This window comes from Mesorhizobium sp. f-mel (genome assembly GCF_053850215.1).
This window is the reverse complement of the sequence record NZ_JBSPTO010000012.1, coordinates 82,921-102,016: the sequence shown is the minus strand read 5'-3', so window position 1 is coordinate 102,016 and position 19,096 is coordinate 82,921. Positions and strand designations below refer to the sequence as shown.

13 protein-coding genes and 4 pseudogenes are annotated in these 19,096 nt (G+C 60.9%); 4 read left to right on the top strand and 13 right to left on the bottom strand.

What is annotated here, in order from left to right; genetic code table 11:
* Window positions 1-114 precede the first annotated feature (114 nt).
* The 7 genes and pseudogenes from ACWUKX_RS16865 to ACWUKX_RS16835 all read right to left on the bottom strand — a co-directional run bounded on the left by ACWUKX_RS16865 (window position 115) and on the right by ACWUKX_RS16835 (window position 7,243).
* Window positions 115-1,137, bottom strand: a complete 1,023-nt coding sequence (locus ACWUKX_RS16865; protein WP_456008002.1) for a transketolase family protein — start codon at window positions 1,135-1,137, stop codon at window positions 115-117.
* Window positions 1,134-1,973: a transketolase gene (locus ACWUKX_RS16860; protein ID WP_456008058.1), complete on the bottom strand. Its 840-nt coding sequence runs from the start codon at window positions 1,971-1,973 to the stop codon at window positions 1,134-1,136. The genes ACWUKX_RS16865 and ACWUKX_RS16860 overlap by 4 nt, the downstream gene beginning before the upstream one ends.
* A 13-nt stretch (window positions 1,974-1,986) precedes the next feature.
* Window positions 1,987-2,736: an SDR family NAD(P)-dependent oxidoreductase gene (locus ACWUKX_RS16855; protein WP_456008001.1), complete on the bottom strand. Its 750-nt coding sequence runs from the start codon at window positions 2,734-2,736 to the stop codon at window positions 1,987-1,989.
* Between the two features lie 38 nt (window positions 2,737-2,774).
* The gene (locus tag ACWUKX_RS16850) at window positions 2,775-3,668 is read right to left on the bottom strand and encodes an amidohydrolase family protein (protein WP_456008000.1); all 894 of its coding nucleotides are present in this window, start codon (window positions 3,666-3,668) and stop codon (window positions 2,775-2,777) included.
* Between the two features lie 63 nt (window positions 3,669-3,731).
* Window positions 3,732-4,693 (bottom strand): annotated as a pseudogene (locus ACWUKX_RS16845) (substrate-binding domain-containing protein).
* A 22-nt stretch (window positions 4,694-4,715) separates the two neighbouring features.
* Window positions 4,716-5,720, bottom strand: a complete 1,005-nt coding sequence (locus ACWUKX_RS16840; protein WP_456007999.1) for an ABC transporter permease — start codon at window positions 5,718-5,720, stop codon at window positions 4,716-4,718.
* Window positions 5,717-7,243 carry a sugar ABC transporter ATP-binding protein gene (locus ACWUKX_RS16835; protein WP_456007998.1) on the bottom strand — a complete coding sequence of 509 codons (1,527 nt, stop codon included), beginning with the start codon at window positions 7,241-7,243 and terminating at the stop codon, window positions 5,717-5,719. The genes ACWUKX_RS16840 and ACWUKX_RS16835 overlap by 4 nt, the downstream gene beginning before the upstream one ends.
* Window positions 7,244-7,346: 103 nt before the next feature.
* Between ACWUKX_RS16835 and ACWUKX_RS16830 the strand changes: the two genes are divergently transcribed.
* Window positions 7,347-8,321 (top strand): LysR substrate-binding domain-containing protein, encoded by a 975-nt coding sequence (locus tag ACWUKX_RS16830; protein ID WP_456007997.1) that lies wholly within the window; start codon window positions 7,347-7,349, stop codon window positions 8,319-8,321.
* Between the two features lie 299 nt (window positions 8,322-8,620).
* Here the strand turns inward: ACWUKX_RS16830 and ACWUKX_RS16825 are convergent.
* Window positions 8,621-9,673 (bottom strand): annotated as a pseudogene (locus ACWUKX_RS16825) (DUF4158 domain-containing protein); the annotation flags it as partial.
* Window positions 9,674-10,109: 436 nt separating this feature from the next.
* Here ACWUKX_RS16825 and ACWUKX_RS16820 point away from each other — a divergent pair.
* From ACWUKX_RS16820 to ACWUKX_RS16810, 3 genes and pseudogenes are all read left to right on the top strand, one after another.
* Window positions 10,110-11,017, top strand: a pseudogene (locus tag ACWUKX_RS16820) (tyrosine-type recombinase/integrase).
* 3 nt (window positions 11,018-11,020) lie between these two features.
* Window positions 11,021-11,446 (top strand): annotated as a pseudogene (locus ACWUKX_RS16815) (IS91 family transposase); the annotation flags it as partial.
* Window positions 11,447-12,704: 1,258 nt separating this feature from the next.
* The gene (locus tag ACWUKX_RS16810; protein WP_456007996.1) at window positions 12,705-12,986 is read left to right on the top strand and encodes a hypothetical protein; all 282 of its coding nucleotides are present in this window, start codon (window positions 12,705-12,707) and stop codon (window positions 12,984-12,986) included.
* A 606-nt stretch (window positions 12,987-13,592) separates the two neighbouring features.
* On the opposite strand, the gene ACWUKX_RS16805 is transcribed toward ACWUKX_RS16810, so the two are convergent.
* The 5 genes from ACWUKX_RS16805 to ACWUKX_RS16785 form a co-directional block, all read right to left on the bottom strand.
* Entirely contained in the window at window positions 13,593-14,009 is a 417-nt protein-coding gene (locus ACWUKX_RS16805) for a hypothetical protein (protein WP_456007995.1), read from the bottom strand.
* Window positions 14,010-14,230: 221 nt separating this feature from the next.
* The gene (locus ACWUKX_RS16800; protein WP_456007994.1) at window positions 14,231-15,172 is read right to left on the bottom strand and encodes a M28 family peptidase; all 942 of its coding nucleotides are present in this window, start codon (window positions 15,170-15,172) and stop codon (window positions 14,231-14,233) included.
* 173 nt (window positions 15,173-15,345) lie between these two features.
* A complete protein-coding gene (locus ACWUKX_RS16795) occupies window positions 15,346-15,741 on the bottom strand; it encodes a hypothetical protein (protein WP_456007993.1) in 396 nt (131 codons plus the stop codon).
* Window positions 15,731-16,837, bottom strand: coding sequence for a trypsin-like serine peptidase (locus ACWUKX_RS16790; protein ID WP_456007992.1), 1,107 nt, complete (start codon window positions 16,835-16,837; stop codon window positions 15,731-15,733). Before ACWUKX_RS16790 ends, ACWUKX_RS16795 begins: the two co-directional genes overlap by 11 nt.
* Window positions 16,838-16,842: 5 nt before the next feature.
* Window positions 16,843-19,053 carry a S8 family peptidase gene (locus tag ACWUKX_RS16785; RefSeq protein WP_456007991.1) on the bottom strand — a complete coding sequence of 737 codons (2,211 nt, stop codon included), beginning with the start codon at window positions 19,051-19,053 and terminating at the stop codon, window positions 16,843-16,845.
* Window positions 19,054-19,096: the final 43 nt, after the last annotated feature.

Here is a 19,096-nt window from a genome sequence, read left to right as displayed (position 1 = left end):
CAAGGCGTGGCAGTGCGCCGGAGCCGGCGAGTGCCAGAGCGCCGACGAAATGTCTGCGTGTGAATCTGACCATTGATTCCTCCCTGCTTGATTGTAGAATTTCAGCGACCCCGCTCAGCCGAGCCATTGGCGCACCGAAGCCACCACCGCTTGTGACGAGATCCCGTAGCGGTCGTGCAGCGTGGGCAGCGCGCCGGCGTCCAGGAATTCGTCGGGCAGCGCGATCTGGCGGAATGGCGGCGCGACGCCTTCACGCAGCAGCAACGCCGCCACGCCTTCGCCCAGGCCGCCGATGATCGTATGGTTCTCCGCCACCACGACGAGACGGCCCGGCACGCGCGCCGCCGTCAGGATCGCCTGCGTGTCGAGCGGCTTGATCGTGGGCACGTGCAGGACCGCACAGCCGATCCGGTCGGCCTCCAGCGCCTTCGCCGCCTCCAGCGCGCGCATGGTCATCAGGCCGCTGGAGATAAAGAGCACGTCGGCGCCTTCGCGCAGCATGCGGGCCTTGCCAATCTCGAAACGGTAATGGTAGTCGTCGAGCAGGGCCGGAACCTTGCCGCGCAGGAGCCGCATGTAGACGGGGCCCTTGTGCTCGGCGATCGCGGCGGTGGCGAGCTCGGTGTCGAGCGCGTCGCACGGATCGATGATCGTGAGGTTGGGCATGCCCCGGAAGATCGCGATGTCCTCGGTCGCCTGGTGGCTCGGCCCATAGCCGGTCGTCAGCCCCGGCAAAGCGCAGACGATCTTGACGTTGAGGTTCTCCTCGGCGATCGCCATGCAGATGAAGTCGTAGGCGCGGCGCGAGGCGAAGACGGCATAGGTGGTGGCGAACGGCGTGAAGCCTTCGCGCGCGAGGCCGGCCGCCGCACTCATCAAAAGCTGCTCGGCCATGCCCATCTGGTAGAAGCGGTCTGGATGTTGCTGCGCGAAGACGTGCAGGTCGGTGTACTTCGCGAGGTCGGCGGTCAGGCCGACAATGTCCGTGCGGTTCCGTGCGATGTTGGCCAGCGTATTCCCGAAGGGCGCGCTGCGCGTCGCCATGCCCTCGGGCGCGAGCGAGGCGATCATCGCCGAGGTCGTCTTGCGCTCCTCGGCGGTGACGGCGCGGCGCGCCTCGTACTTCGATTTCCTCATTGCGGGCGCCCCTCTTCCAGAGCCTCGAGGGCAAGCGCCCATTCGTGCGGCTCGACGCGAATGAAGTGGGTGATCTCGCGCTCTTCGAGGAAGGGCACGCCCTTGGCCATGCGCGTGTCGCAGACGATCACGCGCGGCCGCGTGTCCTCCAGATGACGCGCGCGGTCGAAGGCATCCCTGACCGCGTCGATGTCGTTCCCGTCGATGCGCTGGGCATGCCAGCCGAAGGCCTCGAACTTGTCGGTGACTGGCTCGGAGGAGAGCGTCCTGGTCGAGGGGCCGTCCGCCTGCTGGTCATTGAAGTCGACCACGGCTATCAGATTGTCGAGCTTGTGATGAGCAGCCGACATCGCCGCTTCCCAGGTCGAACCTTCGCCAAGCTCGCCGTCGGAAAGGAGATTATAGACGACGCTGTCGCTCTTCTTGCGCTTGAGTCCCAGGCACATGCCCACGGCGATGCCAAGGCCATGCCCGAGTGAGCCGCCAGTGATCTCCATGCCGGGCGTATAGGCCGCCATGCCGGACATCGGCATGCGGCTGTCGTCGGTGCCGTAGGTCTCGAATTCCTCCTCGGGCAGCACGCCGGCCTCGATGAGGGCTGCATAAAGCGCGATCGCGTAATGGCCGATGGAGAGCAGGAAGCGGTCGCGCCCATCCCACAGCGTGTCCTCCGGCCGGTAGCGCATCGCGTGGAAATAGGCGACGGCCAGCACGTCAGCGACGCCGAGCGCCTGCCCGACGTAGCCCTGCCCCTGCACCTTGCCCATGCGCACCGCATGGCGGCGAATGCGCCAGGCGCGCTCGGCGAGGCTGACATTGCTGCCGAAGCGAGGCATTTCTCTTGCGACCTCAGCCATGGATCAGCATCCCGCCATTGACGTCGATGACCGCGCCGGTGATGTAGGCCGACAGGTCAGAAGCAAGGAACAGATAGGCCCCTGCGACGTCCCTCGCCTCGCCCAGCCTGCCGAGCGGGATTCCCCCGGTGATCTCGGCGCGCATCTCGTCGGTCAGCTTGCCGCCGGTGATGTCGGTCTGGATGAGGCCGGGCGTTACGCAGTTGACGCGGATGCCGTCGGGACCGAACTCGCGCGCCATCGCCTTAGCAAGGCCGAGCACGCCCGCCTTCGCCGCGGAATAATGCGGGCCGCCGAAGATGCCGCCGCCGCGCTGGGCGGAGACGGAGGACATGCATATGATCGAGCCGCCGCGCTCGCGCATGTGCGGGATAAAGGCCTGGCTGAGATAGAGGACACCGCGCAGATTGACGTCGAGTATGCGGTCCCAGTCCGTCGGGCCGATCTCCAGAGTCTTCACGGGCTGCGTGATGCCGGCGTTGTTGCAGAGGATATCTACCTTCCCGAACGCCTCGACCACTTGGGCGGCAGCGCTGCGGCAGGCATCGATATCCGTGACGTCGCATGCGATGCCGACGTGGTCCGGCCCGAGCGACGCGGCCGCTTCCGCCGCCTGACCGGCATCGAGATCCACGATGGCGACGCGCGCGCCGTGCCGGGCCATCAGTGCGGCCGTCGAGCGGCCGATACCGCGCGGGCTGGCGCCTCCAGAGATGACCGCCGTCCTTCCTTCAAGCAACATAACGTTTCCTCGTATCTTCGTTCTCTGTGTTGGATTTCCTACAGTCGGTAGAAGCGCGCGGCGTTGTCGTGGAACAGCGCCAGCCTCTCGCTGTGCGGATAGTTCCTGGTTATTTCCTTGAATGCGTTCAGGACCGCTTCGAAGCTGGAAAAGAGCTTGTCGACCGGGAAATTGGTCGCGAACATGCAGCGATCGACGCCGAAGGCAACGATTGCCTTCTCGACATAGGGGCGGATGGATTCGGTCGTCCATGTCCAGTTGCCCATACCGAGGCCCGAGATCTTGCAGGCGACGTTCGGCGCCTGCGCGAGCAGGTGCATGTTGCGCTTCCAGGCCTCGAAATGCTCAGGTCTGTCGACCTGCATGCCGGTGTCGTTGAGGATGATCTGGACGTCAGGAAAGTCGCGGGCGAGGTCGAGGAATTCCGGCATCTGCGGGTAATAGAGCTGCAGGTCGAAGCTGAGGTCGCGCTTCGCCAGTTCCTCGAACCCCCGCCTCCATTCGGGCGTGCGGCTCACCTCCGGCCGCGGCAGATAGGTCTTCGCCGGATCGGCGTGGAAATTCATCGACTGGCGGATGCCGCGAAAATTCGGGTACTGCATATGGCGGTCGAGAATCTCCCCGACATCGGGTCTCGAAAGGTCGGCATAGCCGACGATGCCGTGCGGAAAGCCGCGCTTATCCGCGATGCTCTGCAGCCATTTTGTCTCGCCAACCGGGTCCTTGGGATCGAACCCGACGTCGAGATGCACCGATTTCACGAGGTTCTGATTTTTGGCGTCCTCAAGATAGTCCTCGAACAGATAGCTCTTGCGGATGGCGCTGTAGTCGCCGAACGCCGCGGGCTTCACGCCGTCCGTCAGCCACGGATAGTAGTTGGTCTCCAGGTCCCAGAGATGGTGGTGCGGGTCGATGAAAGGCAGCTCGGCCACGGTAGGCTCCTCGTTGCTTGCCGCGCCCGCCGGACTGGCTCGGCGGGCGCATCTTGCGAGCGGTCAGTTGCTCGGGGGGAAGACTCGGGCGATGACTTCTGCGCCTCGGGGCTGTCGACCTTATCGGCAGTGACGAGCGGCATTACGAGGGCGAGATTCTGGGTTACGGGAGCGCCGGTAAGCGCATTGTAGACCTGCTGTGTGCCGTCGATCCCCTGGCCCACCGCCTCCTGGAAGAAGATGCCCTGGATCGCACCCTGCTTGAGCAGCGCGATAGTTGTCGGGGAGCCGTCGGCGACGGTGATGCCGACCTTGCCGGTGAAGCCGCGGGTTTCGAGCACCTTGGCCGCGCCGGTGCCGGCCTCGTCATACATGCCGTAGATGGCCTTGATGTCAGGATTGGCGGTCAGAAGGTCGTTAGCCTGCGTGACGGCTTCGTTGATGGTGAGGCCGCGCGTCTCCAGCATCTGGACGAGCTCGCAGCCTTCCGCCGCGAACGCCTCCTTGGCGCCTGTCAGATATTTCTGCGCATTCTCCCGATCTTGCGGCAAGGACAGCATGCCGACCTTGTTGCCACCGCGCTCCTTGGCCAGCTCGCAGGTGAACTTGCCCTGTGCCTTGCCGGTCTCGTAATTGTTGGCGGTTACCGATGAGGTATAGTTCGTGAGGCCCGGCTGCGGACCGATGCCGGCAAACGCGATCGGCACCTTCTGCTTCTCTAGATGGTCGAGCAGCGGCGGTGTCGACGTCGAGCTGACGGGGCCGATCACAATGGCCGAGACACCTTTGGTGACGGCTGTCCTGGCATTGTCCATCTGCTTGGCCGGCGAATTCTCCGACGTATACTCGACATAGTCCATGCCCAGTTCCTTGGCCTTTTCCTTCACGCCGTAGCCCACCCATTGCCAGTAGGAGATGTCCAGCGATGGGGCGATGTAGGCGACGGTCTTCTTGTCCTCAGCGTATGAGGCGCTGGACAGGATGGCGGCTGCCAATGTTGCAAGCAGGATTGTCTTCACTTTCATCTTGGTTCCTCCCGTTGATGATCTAGATGCGGTTCTTATTGCTGAAGCGGTCGATCAGAACCGCGAGCAGGATTGCGGCGCCTGTGACGGAGCCTTGCCAGAAGCTGTTCACGCCTATGAGGTTCACGCCGTTCTGAATGCAGGTGATCATCAGTGCGCCCAGCACGGCGCCGATCGGGCTGCCGGTCCCGCCGAACAGGCTGGCTCCGCCGATGACGACAGCGGCAATCGCTTGCAGCATCAGGCTGGAACCTGCCGTGGCTTCGGCGTTGAGAATGTAGCTGACGGTCAGGAGCCCGGCGAAGGAGGCGAGCAGGCTGGAGGCCACATGGGCGGCGAACTTGATGCGCTGGACCGGGATGCCGAGGAGCCGCGCGGCCGTGGCGGACGAGCCTACCGCATAGAACCAGCGCCCGACGACCACCTTGCGCAGCACATATTCCAGCATGACCATCAGCACGACGCAGAAGAGCAGATGGTTCGGCACCCCGGGGACGATCTCGCCCGAATTCAGCAGCCAGAAGTTCGGCGCGCCGATGGGCATCGAGCGGCCGTTGGTGACGATAAAGGCCAAGCTGCCGGCCACGGCATAGATGATCAGCGTGACGACGAAGGGAGCGAGACCCACTACCGTCACCAGAAACCCGTTGACGGCGCCTAAGACGAGGCCGACCGAAAGCCCGGCGAGGCTCGCCGTGAAGGCATCCGCGCCGCTTGCCATGGCGAGCGCCGTCACCATGCCGGTCAGCGAGAACACGGAGCCGACCGAAAGGTCGATGCCGCCTGTGACGACGACAAGAAAGACGCCGAGCGACATGATGATGAGCGGTGCCGCGGCCTGGAGGATGTTGCGCATATTGCCGGTGCTGAGGGCGGCGGGCACGAACATGCCGACCGCCAGCATCAGCACAATGATCGCACATGCGATCGCCAGTTCCGTCCGGTAGGATTTGAGGATGCCCGGCGCGCGCATCCCGGTGCCGCCCCCCTCCTGAGTGGTCGCAATGTGATTGGTCGCGTCCGTCATGCTGCCATCCCCGTCAGTTCGGCGAGGCCTTCCTCGGTGAAACGGTCATCGGGCAGGAATCCCCGGGGCTGCCCTTCGGTGTCGAAAGCGAAGATCGCGTCGCAGAGCTCGATGAGTTCGACGTTCTCTGTCGACCACCAGACGATGATCGTGCCGGCGTCAGCCATCTGGCGAATGAGAGCGTAGATGTCGCGCTTGGTGCCAACGTCCACACCGCGCGTCGGCTCCTCGAGCACTACCATGCGCAGCGGAAGCCCCAGCCACCGTGCGACGAGTACCTTCTGCTGATTGCCCCCTGAGAGCGAGGACGGCATGTCCCAGATCGACCCGGCCTTCAGCTTGAGCGCCGACACCAGGTCCAGGCACTGCTGACGTTCGGCCGCGCACACCAGTTGGGTCCGGTCGCGGACGCGGCGCGCGGCGACGACATTGTCGACGATCGGCAGCTGTGAGAGGACGCCCTTGGCGGCGCGATCGCCGGACACGAAGCCCACCCCGGCCCTGACCGCCTCGGCTGGGGAAGCAAAGCAACCCCCAAAACCCTCGCCGGAGATGCGCCAGCCGGCGCCGCTTCCCGCCCCAACGAGCGGCGCGATCAGACCGGTTGGCCCCGCGGGCGCGCCCGCAAGCCCCAGGACGATGCCTGGCCTGACCTCGATGCGGGTGTCTTCCGGCCCCTCCAGCGTCATGGCGCCGCCCATGGCTTCTGCCGCGGACCGCCTGCGGTCGTTTGCTGCGCGATGCGCCGGCTGTCCCATGTGCTGCACGATCTCGGCATCGCTCAGGCCGGCAAGCGGTGCGGCGTCCACCACGCTGAGCCCGTCCCTCAGGATGGTGCAGACGTCGCAGAGCTCACGGATCTCCCTCATCCGGTGGGAGACGAAGACAATGCCGATGCCTTCCTCATGCGCCAGCCGTTTCAAGACGGCGAACAGCTTGGCAGTATCCGCCGCCGTAAGGTTGGCGGTCGGCTCGTCGAGCAGCAGCACTTCGGCGCCGGTCGAGAGCGCGCGCGCAATTTCCACGACCTGCCCCTCGTGCAGCGACAGCCGGCCGGCCGGCTCATCGACGATCTTTTCTGCCAGGGCGGGATCGATGAGGCGCAGCGCCTTCAGCGCGAGCTGCCGCATAGCGTGCATGCTGCTGCGCGAAAAGCCCGACTTTGCATGCACGATCCCGATATTTTCCGCGACCGAGAGCTCGGGGAGCAACGCCAATTCCTGGTGAACCACGGCTATGATCGGGTCAATGCGATCGGTCTTTGCCGATGCAAATCGGATATCTCCGGCGTCGCGAGACGTAAGACCGGTGATTATGCGAATGAGAGTGCTCTTGCCCGCGCCGTTACCGCCCAGCAGCGCGTGGATTTCGCCGACGCGGACCTGAAAGCTGACACCACGCAGAACGCGGGTCGCACCGTAGCTCTTCTCGACATTGGAAGCCTCGATCAAAGACTTCCTGGTGAATGCCACTCCGGTCGCTGGCACATTGCCGGCACCGCCCAGGCTCCGGGCCAATTCCATCCTGCATCTCCTCCCGAGACAGCAAGATGATGAGGCCGATTGACATCCGGCTCAATTCTCGTTTCTTAACATTCTGTGTAGCTGAACTTAACTGTCGGGAGCAATGTCAGACCTCAATTTCAAGTCCATGGCGCATTTCGAGGCCGTTGCGCGCCTCGGCGGCGTGGCGAAAGCCGCACAAGAATTGCAGGTGACACCTTCGGCTGTCAGCCAGCAACTGCGCTTGCTTGAGCATCAGTTCGGCGTGCGCCTCTTCCAGCGTGAAAAGCGTCATCTGTCACTGACCATCGACGGCGAGCGGCTCTATCAGACTGCCAGCCAGGCCTTCGAGTCGCTGCGCGAGGTGCGCAACGCGATCGTCAGGCAGCGGGAGAGCTTCCAGCTCAGCATCCGCGTCAGCCCCTCATTCGGCGAGAAGTGGCTGGCGCCGCGGCTGGCGGAATTCAGCAGCGAGTATCCAACATGGGAACTCCGAGTCGACGCCACGCCGAATTTTTCCGACTTCGAGACCGAGGTCATCGACCTCGATCTCCGCTACGGCGACGGCGGGTGGGCCGGTCTCTATTCTGCCTGCGTGGTGAACGACCTCATCCTTCCGATGTGCTCGCCATCCTACTTGGCCGAACTGCAGGCGATCTCCTCGGATCCCCGCGAGCAGCTTCGCCACGCGCGGCTGATCGACAGCGTGAAGGCATATTTCCGGTGGGATTACTGGCTGCCACGCAACGGCATCCAGGGCGCGAACATGACCTATCCCTACCGCCTCGACCGATCATCAATGTCGATCCAGCTGGCCAAAGACGGAGCGGGCGTTGCGCTGGATAGCACGTCGATCGCATTCGTTGATCTGGCGAGCGGAGCATTGGTTCCGCTTTCGACCAAGTTCGACGTCATCGAGTTCCCGGGTTATTGGCTGGTATGCCCCTCCAGGCACATGAATAGAAGGGCGGTGCGGCTGTTTTCCGAGTGGGTCTCCAAGATCGGAAATCGGGACACCACGCGTGCGCGGGAGTTCCTGACAGCCAAAGGATTTCAGATCACCTTCGAACACCGGCCCCATTTCCTGACGCGGGACTGATTGGGTGCAGCAGCCTGGATGTTTCACGCCAATGGTGATGACGCTCTCCGCGTCTCGTACACGAGGAGCATCTCGACGAAAGCGGGGACCTCGGCCGGCCTGTGGCGGGCCGCGGGATAGACGGTGCAGATGCCACCTGAATCCAGCACCAATACGCTCGGGAAGGTCCGGAATGGGTCGAGATCGGCCGAAGAAGCTGCGAATCTGTTTGCCCTGAATGCTTCAGGTTTCGCGCTTGCGACGGGCGAGCAGTTTTTCACCATCGGCCCTCAATTCGCCTTTCGGCCCGACGAACCGGTAAAGCGTCTGCCGGGTAAAGCCAGAGGTGAAGCCTCGTTGTCTTCGACCATAGCGGCAGGCTCGGGCTTCATCCGAAGCAGCCGAGGCCAGCCAACTTCACGATCGAGCGCCTCGATCGCATCGTCGCCATTGGCTTGCGAGAACAGCCGCCCATCAGCTTGATGAACATCGTTATGGCATCGTCGGTGAGTTTCTGACCGAGTTTGATGTTGCGCTACAATCGTCGCGCGCCGGCGATTTGCGCCGAAATCTGTGGCGAGCCACGCAGGAGTGGCGTCACCTTCCCTAATGATCTGATCCCAGCGCCCAGATGAAATACGGGCTTGCAATTGAGGATCGATTTCGAGCGTGTGCAAGAAGACAATCCGTTCGGTCAGCCCAATCAAGTTCGAAGCGCTGGGCGCGCCTGGCGCCGATCGCAGCCAATGGAGCCGCGTTTGACCAATAGACGGATCGACGTGGAGCAGATTGTCGAGCGCCTCAAGCTTTTCGTCGGCGATATCTTCGAGGAGTGTGATTTCTGCGCGGCGGCGCGCAATGGCGCGACCGGCCAATCCGATCGTCTCGATCGCCGCCTGTGAGGGCAGTAACGCGCTGCATTGCCGAAATGCAGATATGACCGCCGTCACGATCGGATGCCCCTTGTCACCAGGAGCCGCTGCGTCGATTGCAGCCAGGAGTGCGACACGCCGGTCGTTCCTGTAGGCTATGTGGAAGCCGAGATGTTCGGTCAGGAAACGGCTGTGCTCGAACCGTGTCTGCACCCGACGCGCGTAGATGGCGTAATCACGCGGATCTGCGCCGAGTTGGTCTGCCAAGTAGCGGATGATGGTCGCTGGCGGCTGCTCGCCTTCCGCCAAGAGACGCCCGGTATGCCGCATGACGCAAAGTTGGATGGCAAAGCCCAACTTGTTATGCGGGCGGCGGCGCACCTCGCATTCCAACCTGTCGGTTGGATCAAGAGTGTAGTGTAGGAGCAGACTATCCTCGTCAGCTTGGAGGCCAAAAAGAACATTTGCCTCTGCCGCATTGACCAACCTTCTTCGGCCCATTCGTTCGCTCCTCGTTATGAAAGGGCCGAGCCTATGGTCGTCGCGAGATCGATCGCAATCAAGCGGTAGCCTTATCCAGGGGACAATCAGATGTTCATGCTTCGTTCGACCTTAGCGTGCCTTGGAAAGCAAATCTTGTCCGGCCCCTACAGCCGCCTTCGCTGCAGCAGCAATGCCGTTATCGCTGGGCGCGGCGACGATCTACGGAACTCAGAGCTCGATGAGTTTGCGGCTTCGGATTCCTTAGAGAGCACCGAGATGCAAAGGTGACGACGGCCTTGCACTCACCCTCTTGACGGTCGAGCGATTAGACGACCCGCTGCGCGGGAGGGCGCCTGTGGTTGAGTTAGGGGTTATGGGTCGATCGTCGCGCTCGCGTTGAGCGTCGTTCGGCTGGAGCAGACCATTGCTGGCTTCTTCAACAAGGAGCCTGACCATGCCCCATCCTGTTCTCGATGCACCAATCAGCCCGCTGCGCCAGCGACTGATCGATGACATGTCCCTGCGCCGGTTCAGCCAAGAGACGCAGCGCAACTACCTCCGCGATGTCGGACGATTCGCGACCTTCCTCGGCCGAGGACCGGATACGGCGACCGCCGATGACCTGCGTCGGTTCCAGGTGTGGCAGCAGGAGGATGGCGTTCCGGTGCCGACGATGAACAGCATCGGGTCGGCGCTGCGCTTCTTCTTCACCCACACGCTCGACCGCCCGGACCTGGCACGGAGACTTGTCCGCTTGGCCCATGCGCGCAAGCTGCCCGTCGTGCTGAGCCGCGACGAGGTCGCCCGGCTGCTCAACGCCACCGCCTGCCTCAAGCACCAGGCCGAGCTGTCGTCGCCTATGGTGCGGGCCTGCGCGTCGCGGAAGTGTCGATGCTGAAGGTCGCCGACGTCGACAGCGAGCGCATGCTGCTGCGCGTCGAGCGCGGCAAAGGCGGGCGGTACCGCAACGCCATGCTCTCGGAGGACCTGCTCACCCTGCTGCGTCAGTGGTGGAAGGTCGGGCGGCAGCAGGGTGTGATGCACCGCGACGGCTGGCTGTTCCCCGGACAGCACGCGATGAAGCCGATCAGCACGCGGCAGCTCTATCGCATCGTCGTCGAGGCAGCGCAGGCCGCCGACATCGCCAAGCGGATCGGGCCGCACACACTGCGCCACAGCTTCGCCACCCACCTGCTGGAGGACGGCACCGACATCCGGATCATCCAGGTCCTGCTCGGGCACGCCAAGCTCAACAACACGGCTCTCTATGCGAAGGTCGCGACCAGGACGGTGAGAACGGTCACGAGCCCGCTCGACAAGCTCGGGCTGTTCAATCCGGGGGAGAGTTCGCCCGACGGCTGAACCGTGCGCGCCTCGGTCGAGGTCGCCGACATCTTCCGCGCAGCAGGGCCCGCCTACCGGGCCGCCTATGCAGGGCACCTGAGCCTGACCGAGCTCAAGGTCATGTCGGCGGTCGAGCACTGCCGGACCGCGGCGCTCGGCGGTCATGTCGAAGCCTGCGAGGACTGCGGCCAGTGGCGCATCGCCTACAACTCCTGCCGCAACCGGCACTGCCCGAAGTGTCAGGGCGCGGCCGCGCGGACATGGCTCGCCGAGCGCGAGGCCGACCTGCTGCCGGTCGGCTACTTCCATGTCGTGTTCACGCCGCCAGCCGAGGTCGCCGACGTCGCCTTCCACAACAAGACCTTGGTCTACGACCTGCTGTTCAAGGCGGCATCGGAGACGATGCTGACGATCGCGGCGGATCCGAAGCACCTCGGCGCGCGCATGATATACTGGTTCAGGATCAAAATTGCGGGTGGCGGAAATGCCGCCCGTTTTCGTTTCGGTGCGCCCAATTTCGTGGCGACCGACCCCGCGCGAGCGATTAGCGCGGGGAAACAAAACGCCCGTCGGCGCTGGCATCGTCCAGCGACGCTGGCGTTTCTGCTTAGACGTAAAGAAGCGGCACTTATGCCAAAACGTCCGGCGCGGTGCAAGGCCGCGAACAAATGTAAATCCGGGCAATCAGTGGTCGGGTGGCGCTATCCACGGATACAAGGATGCGAAGCGCCAACTGCCTACTCCGACAGCAATTCTTGCAATATAAACTGCGTCCGATCCTTCTCAAGATTCTCGAGGTCCGCCGGCGAGACTCTTCTGGAGATTCTCGGCGGAGCCTTGGCACGGCTCGGCCTCTTGGCAGCGCTCGGCTTTTGGACCGGTGGACTCATAGTGATTGTGATTTCATGACTTTTCGACCACTCCTCCGATGCTTTGGCGGAGCCGCTAGCAATGCTATCCCCTATTGGTACGAGAGAGAATGTCGGCCCGGCATTTCCGGCATACTGAATCAAAAATTTGGTCGTAGTGCTTAGCGATTTTGGTGGTGCAAAGTCGGTTGCTATCTCGGCTCCGTCCTGCTGCGTCGCCGAGAATGACGTGATCACATCCCTCAGCCACAATCCAGCGCCAACCGTGCCTTTTAATTCTCTACCACTGATGTCGCATTTGGTATTAGGAAGAGATCTAAATGGCAGCGCATAGTCCACAAATCGTTTGCTCGTGGCTTTCTGCAGCGCGGACGCGTTGGCGCCAAGGCTCAATAGGCCTGTCCCAGTCGGCGGTACGACGGCTAACACTAGTTCTCCCTTATCCTGCACGTCAGCTTGCAAGGTGAATGAGATGATAGCATTCCATTGATTGATCTGGTCGTACCCGTCCGCGCGGACGTGGTTTACTCCGCTTGTTAAGTCGCACTCGACGTTACTTATTAGGTCAGTAAGCGTAGGAGAGACGGAGGTACGGTATTCTCGAAAATTGGCGCACCCAGTGGCAACTGAAATAGTGCCAGCCGTTGTGATTGCAAAAATCCCCCTGCGCATGGTGTTTTCGCCCCCTCAGTCCTAACGCGAGGCCTATCGTATGCCCTTTTTTTGGGAATGCAATTAGTGGAGCGCCAAGTAAATACTATCTCGTGGAACGACGGGCGCAGCCCGAGGCCAGTAATACCGCAAGCTCTATCAAGACCACCGCTGGCGTGGCCCGCATGGGATCAGGCAGCAAGCGCTGCTCCGTGACCTCTACATGTGCCAGCGATGCGATGATGGTTGTCAGGGGACGACGCAGCCATCCGCGCGTGGCCAATGTGAACCACAAGATTCCGCACAAGGGCGACAAACGGTTGTTCTTCGATCTGAACAACACTGAGAGCGTTTGCCAAACGTGCCACTCAAACCTTGTCCAAAAGGAAGAGGCCAGAGGCTATACGATCGGCAGCGATATCAATGGGCGGCCGATCGACACCAGCCGCCCATGGAACTCGAAATGACTGCCAACTCTCTTTAAACTTTCAAAGGTTATTATGGCCAAAACCGCCAGTTAGGTAATATTCGGTTGCGCTCTTATAATCGACAGCTAGCCGATCGTTTATGACAGTGAACTCCAGAATACCAAGGTCTTTGAACTCAATAGTGATCTTCCCTGTTGCAGAGCCCGAGATAGAAGCTTCCATAGCAAGAGGCGGTCCGACGAACAGAGCGGCGGCGATTTGCTGCGCATCCGCGCCAGAAAAGGCGCTTTATCAGCAGAAGCTTGCCCATCAATCGGCTTGGCGCTGATTTTGACAGACTTGATTGCCGACGCATCTACCACTTGGCCCTGCACTAGCTAACCAGCCCGCCACAGATCCTGTCCTGCCTTTGCAGCGAAAGGCCTAAGACGGAGAGGTTTATGATACGCCTGTTTGCTGGGGTGATCGTTTGTTGGCCATTGCCGCGACAGACGAATTCTGGACTGCTGCGAGGGCGCTTTGAACCAGCCCCTCAGCTCCATTGGCTGGATTAGCGGTGTTTACCTCATTCATTGTAAGCCCTTTAAACGTCGTTATTGCTTTCAAGTGGATTCGGCTAACTGAAAGGCTTGCTTAACAAGTCCCCTATCCCTTAACGACTTCCAAGCTCTCAAGCGGCAGTCGCGCAGTAAAGCGCGGTCCACTCTCGGTGAAGTAGTCGTCGCTGCGCGTTTCGTAGCGCGGTTCGTCGGCATAGGATGCCGGGCGCAAACGATCGACCTCTTCGACATATACCGTCCAGCGCTGCTCCTGCCGACCGTAGTCCGTGAGCGGAACGGCGAAAGTCGCACTCCAGGCCATGCACCCGCGGGCGCAGGTGGGTTCCGGGGCTTGCATTTCCCCATATTTTCCCTCCGATCCGAGCAACTCACCGTCTAGAGGGGCTTCACGGCGCAACAGTGTAAACCGCATCTGCGGTGCCCGCTCCGTCGATTGGGTGATATTCGGGCCCTTCGGATCCGGCTGCGAGAAAGCGCCCTCGACAGTCGCCGTGATGAACACGTTTTCCGGCTGGTACGGCGCGTGGGATCAGCAATCCTATAAATGGCAAGCTGAAACAGGCTGCGCTGGCACCGGGCAAACCGGCTGACACGTGGGAAAACACATCCTGCGATGGCCTGTCAAAACCAGCTATCAGACTTCGCCCGATGCCACGACATGGGCTCGCCAAGGTCAACAGGGGTGGCAGGAACATTATGGATGTTCCTGCGCGCCTCGTCAGTTTAATTCGAACTAGCGACGCCTCCCAACTCAATTGCGAATTCAACCGACAACTTGGCGAAGCGGGCCTGGTGCTCCCCTTCCGAGTCGAGGTTCACTATCAAGTCTTCTGGGGTGTGAATTTTGGGATTGAGGACGGAGAACTCGGCTTCAAAAGGAAAAGCGGCCGGATACCCTTTCCTGGTCCACGAGGCATGATCGGAGCAGGCATATCCACAGGCCGTCTCACCGAAGGTAATCGTGTGACTCCCGGTTGTGTTGTACTCCGATATCAGTGCCTTGAGAAAAGCGGTCGCGTGCGGATTGACGTAGTCCGTCACAAGATACATGTCGCGTTCGGAACCCCGGAAACCGGTCATGTCCAGTTGCAGCACACCGACGACCTTCTTTCCCGACCCGGCATATTCGCCCGCTATGGCGCCAGAGCCCAATAGACCCTCTTCTTCGCCGGCGTACGCCATGAATTGAAGAGTCCGCTCCGGCCGTACGCCGAGCTGCATCAGAACCCTGAGTGTTTCGGACACAACCCCGATTCCCGACGCATTGTCGTCGGCACCGGGCGCATTGCTGTTGTCCGGACTGTGGATGGAGTCGAGGTGACCTCCGACGATCACGATCTCATTCGGGAGCGTCTCACCGCGGATCGTTGCAACTACGGAGTCCTGCGGCCAATCGTGATCGATCCGCTCGACAGTTACGTCGTCGCGCCCGAGGGCGTAGCCTCCCCAGAGTTCCGCGACGAGTTCGGCCGCCCGCTCGCCCCCGACGGACTGAAAATGCCGAGACCCTAGCGCTTCCAAATCGCTGATCGTTTGGATGATTTGAGAGGGCTTGATCTCCTCAAGAGCGAGACCAACCGTTAACTGCTCATCGATAGGGGTGGAGGCAAAGACACCCTCCGAATGGACGAACCCTGGCTGGTAGATGGGATTGTTAAGTTCCATTAGCGCGGATTCGCGCGTCGGATGGACAGTGTAGCCGCCGCAGCGGTGGAAGTTGGAATGGACTACACCCTGAACGAGGCCTGTAGCCTCAGGCCCGATTCGTGCAATGCTGAGGCCATTTCGGGATTCCATCACCCTGAACTCAGGCGAGCTCGACTGTCCTGCGAAGCGCGCTAAAACTCCCGCTGCGATGCCTCTGCGACATCCGACCCGAAGACAATCCAGTGTTCTGGCTCCTGCGCTATAGCCGTCGCGCCCGTCGCGAAGACCGCGCAAGCGCCGATGAAGGCGCGGCCCACAGGCTTTAAGCTTATCCATCGATGGTGTTGCCCGCGAAAGCCGGGGCTCTTGCTGCTCGCAGACTGCGAAAAAGCTGTGCGGTTCAGCATGCTTCTCTCTCTCTCTCTCTCTCTCTCTCTCTCTCTCTCCTCTCTCCTCTCTCCTCTCTCCTCTCTCCTCTCTCCTCTCTCCTCTCTCCTCTCTCTCTCTCCTCTCTCTCTCTCCTCTCCTCTCTCTCTCCTCTCTCTCCCGCGTGAGGTCGAGGAGGATGAGGCTGTCCTATGGACCATCGCCGGAGTGCGATTTTAGCCACTCTCGAATGCGGGTGAACCGAACCCCTCGATTCTCGTCCCATTCTTCGATGTGTCCCTCGGCGAAGCCATAGTGATGGAGCCCGATCAAGCGGCCTTGCGCATTGAAGACGGGCGATCCGGACGATCCGCCCGCCGTGTCACAGGTGTGGGTGAAATCGGTCTCTGGCCCGCGCCCGTCGACCTGACTTGCCATGACCGAGCATTCGATGAATGAGACCTGCTTGGGCTCGCCACCTGGATGCTGGATAATCGTGAGTGGCCCTGTGATGCTGGCGTCTGGATCGGGTACCTCCACCCGGCCATAAGTGGCGCTTGGCGTTCCACTTAGCTGAAGGATGGTCGCATCTAGCTCGAAACTCGACTGTTGAGGGTCGAAGGCCGCGCATTTGAATTGTTGCCCAATTCGGACTTGACCGCTGGCGTCGCGCTCGTAGCCGAATACTACGGTCAGCGACTTACAGGTGTCGGCACTGTTGATGCAGTGCTCGTTAGTCAGCAGCGTATTCTCCCCAATCAAGAAGCCGGTGCATGTCCTCGGCAGCCCATCGCGCTGGAAGAAGAGGCTCGCCACGGGTGATATCAGCGTCCGCACGAAGTCCGGCACATCCGGATCATGCACGTGCATGAGCTGAAGTTCGCCCCACGTGGAGAACGGTGTGCCCGTCGGTGCCTCGAAAGTCATTTCGTCGATCTCGATGACTAGGTCTTCAGGGCGGGTGTCGGCCACTAGTGAAATGACGGCTTGCCCGCCTGGGACCAACCCCGTCCACAGGCCGTCATTCCCAATGTCCTCCACCGGGTACGAAAGCTCTTGCCCGTCACCCTCCACCAAGATGACTGCGTCGTCGTTTCCGTCCGCACCGAACGCCCGAATATGGAAGCGCAGATAGTTCGTGCTGCTCCTGCTGAACGTCTCAAGCCACCATACGGGTCCGGCAGGGTTGAAGTCTTCCTCTGCAAGTCGAACGTTCATGGTCAGCGTGCGGCCATCGGGTTGGGGTTCGATGGAATATTCCGGCACTTGAGCCAATGCTTGCCCAGTCAGGATGAAAATCAGAACAGCGAAGCGCATCCCTGTCACTCCAGTAGCGGAGACGTGTAGTCACGAATCTCGCTCAACAAGAATTCGAACTCTACGTTATCGTCTTTCACAAGTTTTCCGACATGACTTCGAGAAGTAAGATTGCATCCGTCAATTCGCTCGAGTGTACTAAATCGATCGTTGACATTTTCATGCTTAAAGATGACGTAGCGCTTCCTGACCGGCTCGTAATACAAACGGCGGATCGAATCCCAGTTGTGGGCTACGTCTTCAGGAGATCCAAGTCTGTTGCAAAGAATAACGTCGTTGGGGATTTGCACAACTCGCCCTTTGACCGTGATGACGACCCCATCTCGTTCCAATTCAAGCTGGGTGTCCACAATTTCTATAGCTCGATCGATGTTAAGCCGCCCCGACTGGACCTTATTCCCAAGGCCCAAGAAGAGATCAGCGGTGTAGATCAGGCGATCCTTCACATATCTCGGGGCGAGCCGTTCACCGTTCTCCGCGATAGCGTCGGCGTATATCAGCTCCGCAGCCGAATAGATCATTGAAGCGGCGGCGGTCACCTGCGGCGCTGCCTGCGATGTGCCGGACAGATGGCCGAGCTTGCCGGCTCGGATCGTGCTCAGCACGTTATCCGCAATTGCGGCGATATGGAAAGAGGGGCTCCAATTGGAGCCTTGGGCGTCATTCCGACGCCAAAGGGCCGGCTCGGCTTCGTTGCGGTCCAAACCGATTACGGTGATGACGTTGTCGAACTCGTGCATGCATGCGGGAAATATTCCGCAGTTGTTGTCTCCGAGGCTCCTGTTGTGGTTGCCCGCCGCAGCGACAATCAACATGGACTCATCCAATCCGAGTATACTCTGCTCAAGATAGTCAGCCCCGCCGAGGGAGCGGTCGAAACCCCAGCTTAGATTGGCGATCCGCACCTTCCTCACAGCCGCGCTTACCAGGTGATTGCTCGCTTCAATGAGATCTTGTTCAGCTTCGATCTGTGTGTTCACTGCCCCGAAGGTGACCTGCGCCGAAGGGTTGAGTCCGACTATGCCGCGGCCGTTCATCGGCGCGGCGAGCATGCCGTAGATGTGAGCGGAATGATCGTGCAATGGATGAGCCGCATTGACCTCCGTGCACGACGCGCCGTCCGGGGCGGCGGTTCCGTTGGTTTCGCCCGGCGGAAAGTCGCAATGGGAAGGATCGAGTTCTTCGTCAAGCACAAGCACTTTGACCGGATGCTTGTAGATATCGTGGACATCGCCGCCCCTACGGAACGGATGCACGATCAACTTGAACAAGTCGACCTGCTCGCCAAACAGAGGTTCGTCCTCAACACTGAACGTGCTGCCGCTGCCGATAGCGAGGATGTTGTCTTCGATCGCGTTTAGCATGACGTCGGTCGCGGATTTCTTCGAGAGAGTCTGCGACCAGGTGGCGCTGAAATCAATGACGTCGGGCGCAGTGACTGAGGTGCCTTGGTTCTCCTGCTGCGAGCCTAGCCTCTCCATTGTTTCCGAGTACTTCGTCAGCGCATCGGGCTTCAGTTGGATGCGCGTCTCAAGTCCAGAAACCGGCAGCACGGCGGTTGCTTCGCCTTTCTCCGGCGCCTTGAGAAGCTGAGTGTTAAGGCTGCGCACGAGTTCGGCGCATTCTATCTCCCAAGTCGTACAGCTCACGTCAGCATCGGGCCGGTAGTCGTCCGGCGACCAGCCGCTTGGTACGGCCATCCTCTTGATGGTCGTAAACCTTTCAAATTTGTAGTCCGGCAAGGTGAACTTCGAGCCGGGCATAAAGGCCCAGCGGGGCTCGGAGAAACTATAGCCGCCGACGTGCGTGGCAACGTCTGAAAGTCCTTCCACCACCGGCGTGCGGTCGCGGGAGCATACATGCGGGTTGAGATCGCATAGAAGATTGTCCAGGGACCGCGGAAAGTGCGCGCCGCTAAACACACCTTCCTTGCGCATCAGCTGCTCGACGAATATCCCGTCAGGATTCTCTACGCTGCGGACGGCAAGATTATCCGTGTTGTAGAGAGCTAGAAAGAGCTCGGCAATGTCGCTCGCGAGTGCTTCTTCGCTGCCGGCAGTAGACCGCCAACCAAGTTGGACAGCTACGTCTTCGCGTCGGCTCTGAGCCGTCGCTTGGTTAAGGCCGACCGCCCAGACCAACGTGAGAAGTGCAGCTCTTAACATTGGCATGATCCTCAACCTGATCAAATTGGTGATCGTCCTTTGCTTGCGCACGATCGGAGTCTATTTGCCTATTGAAGGCCCACAGAAGCGGCGT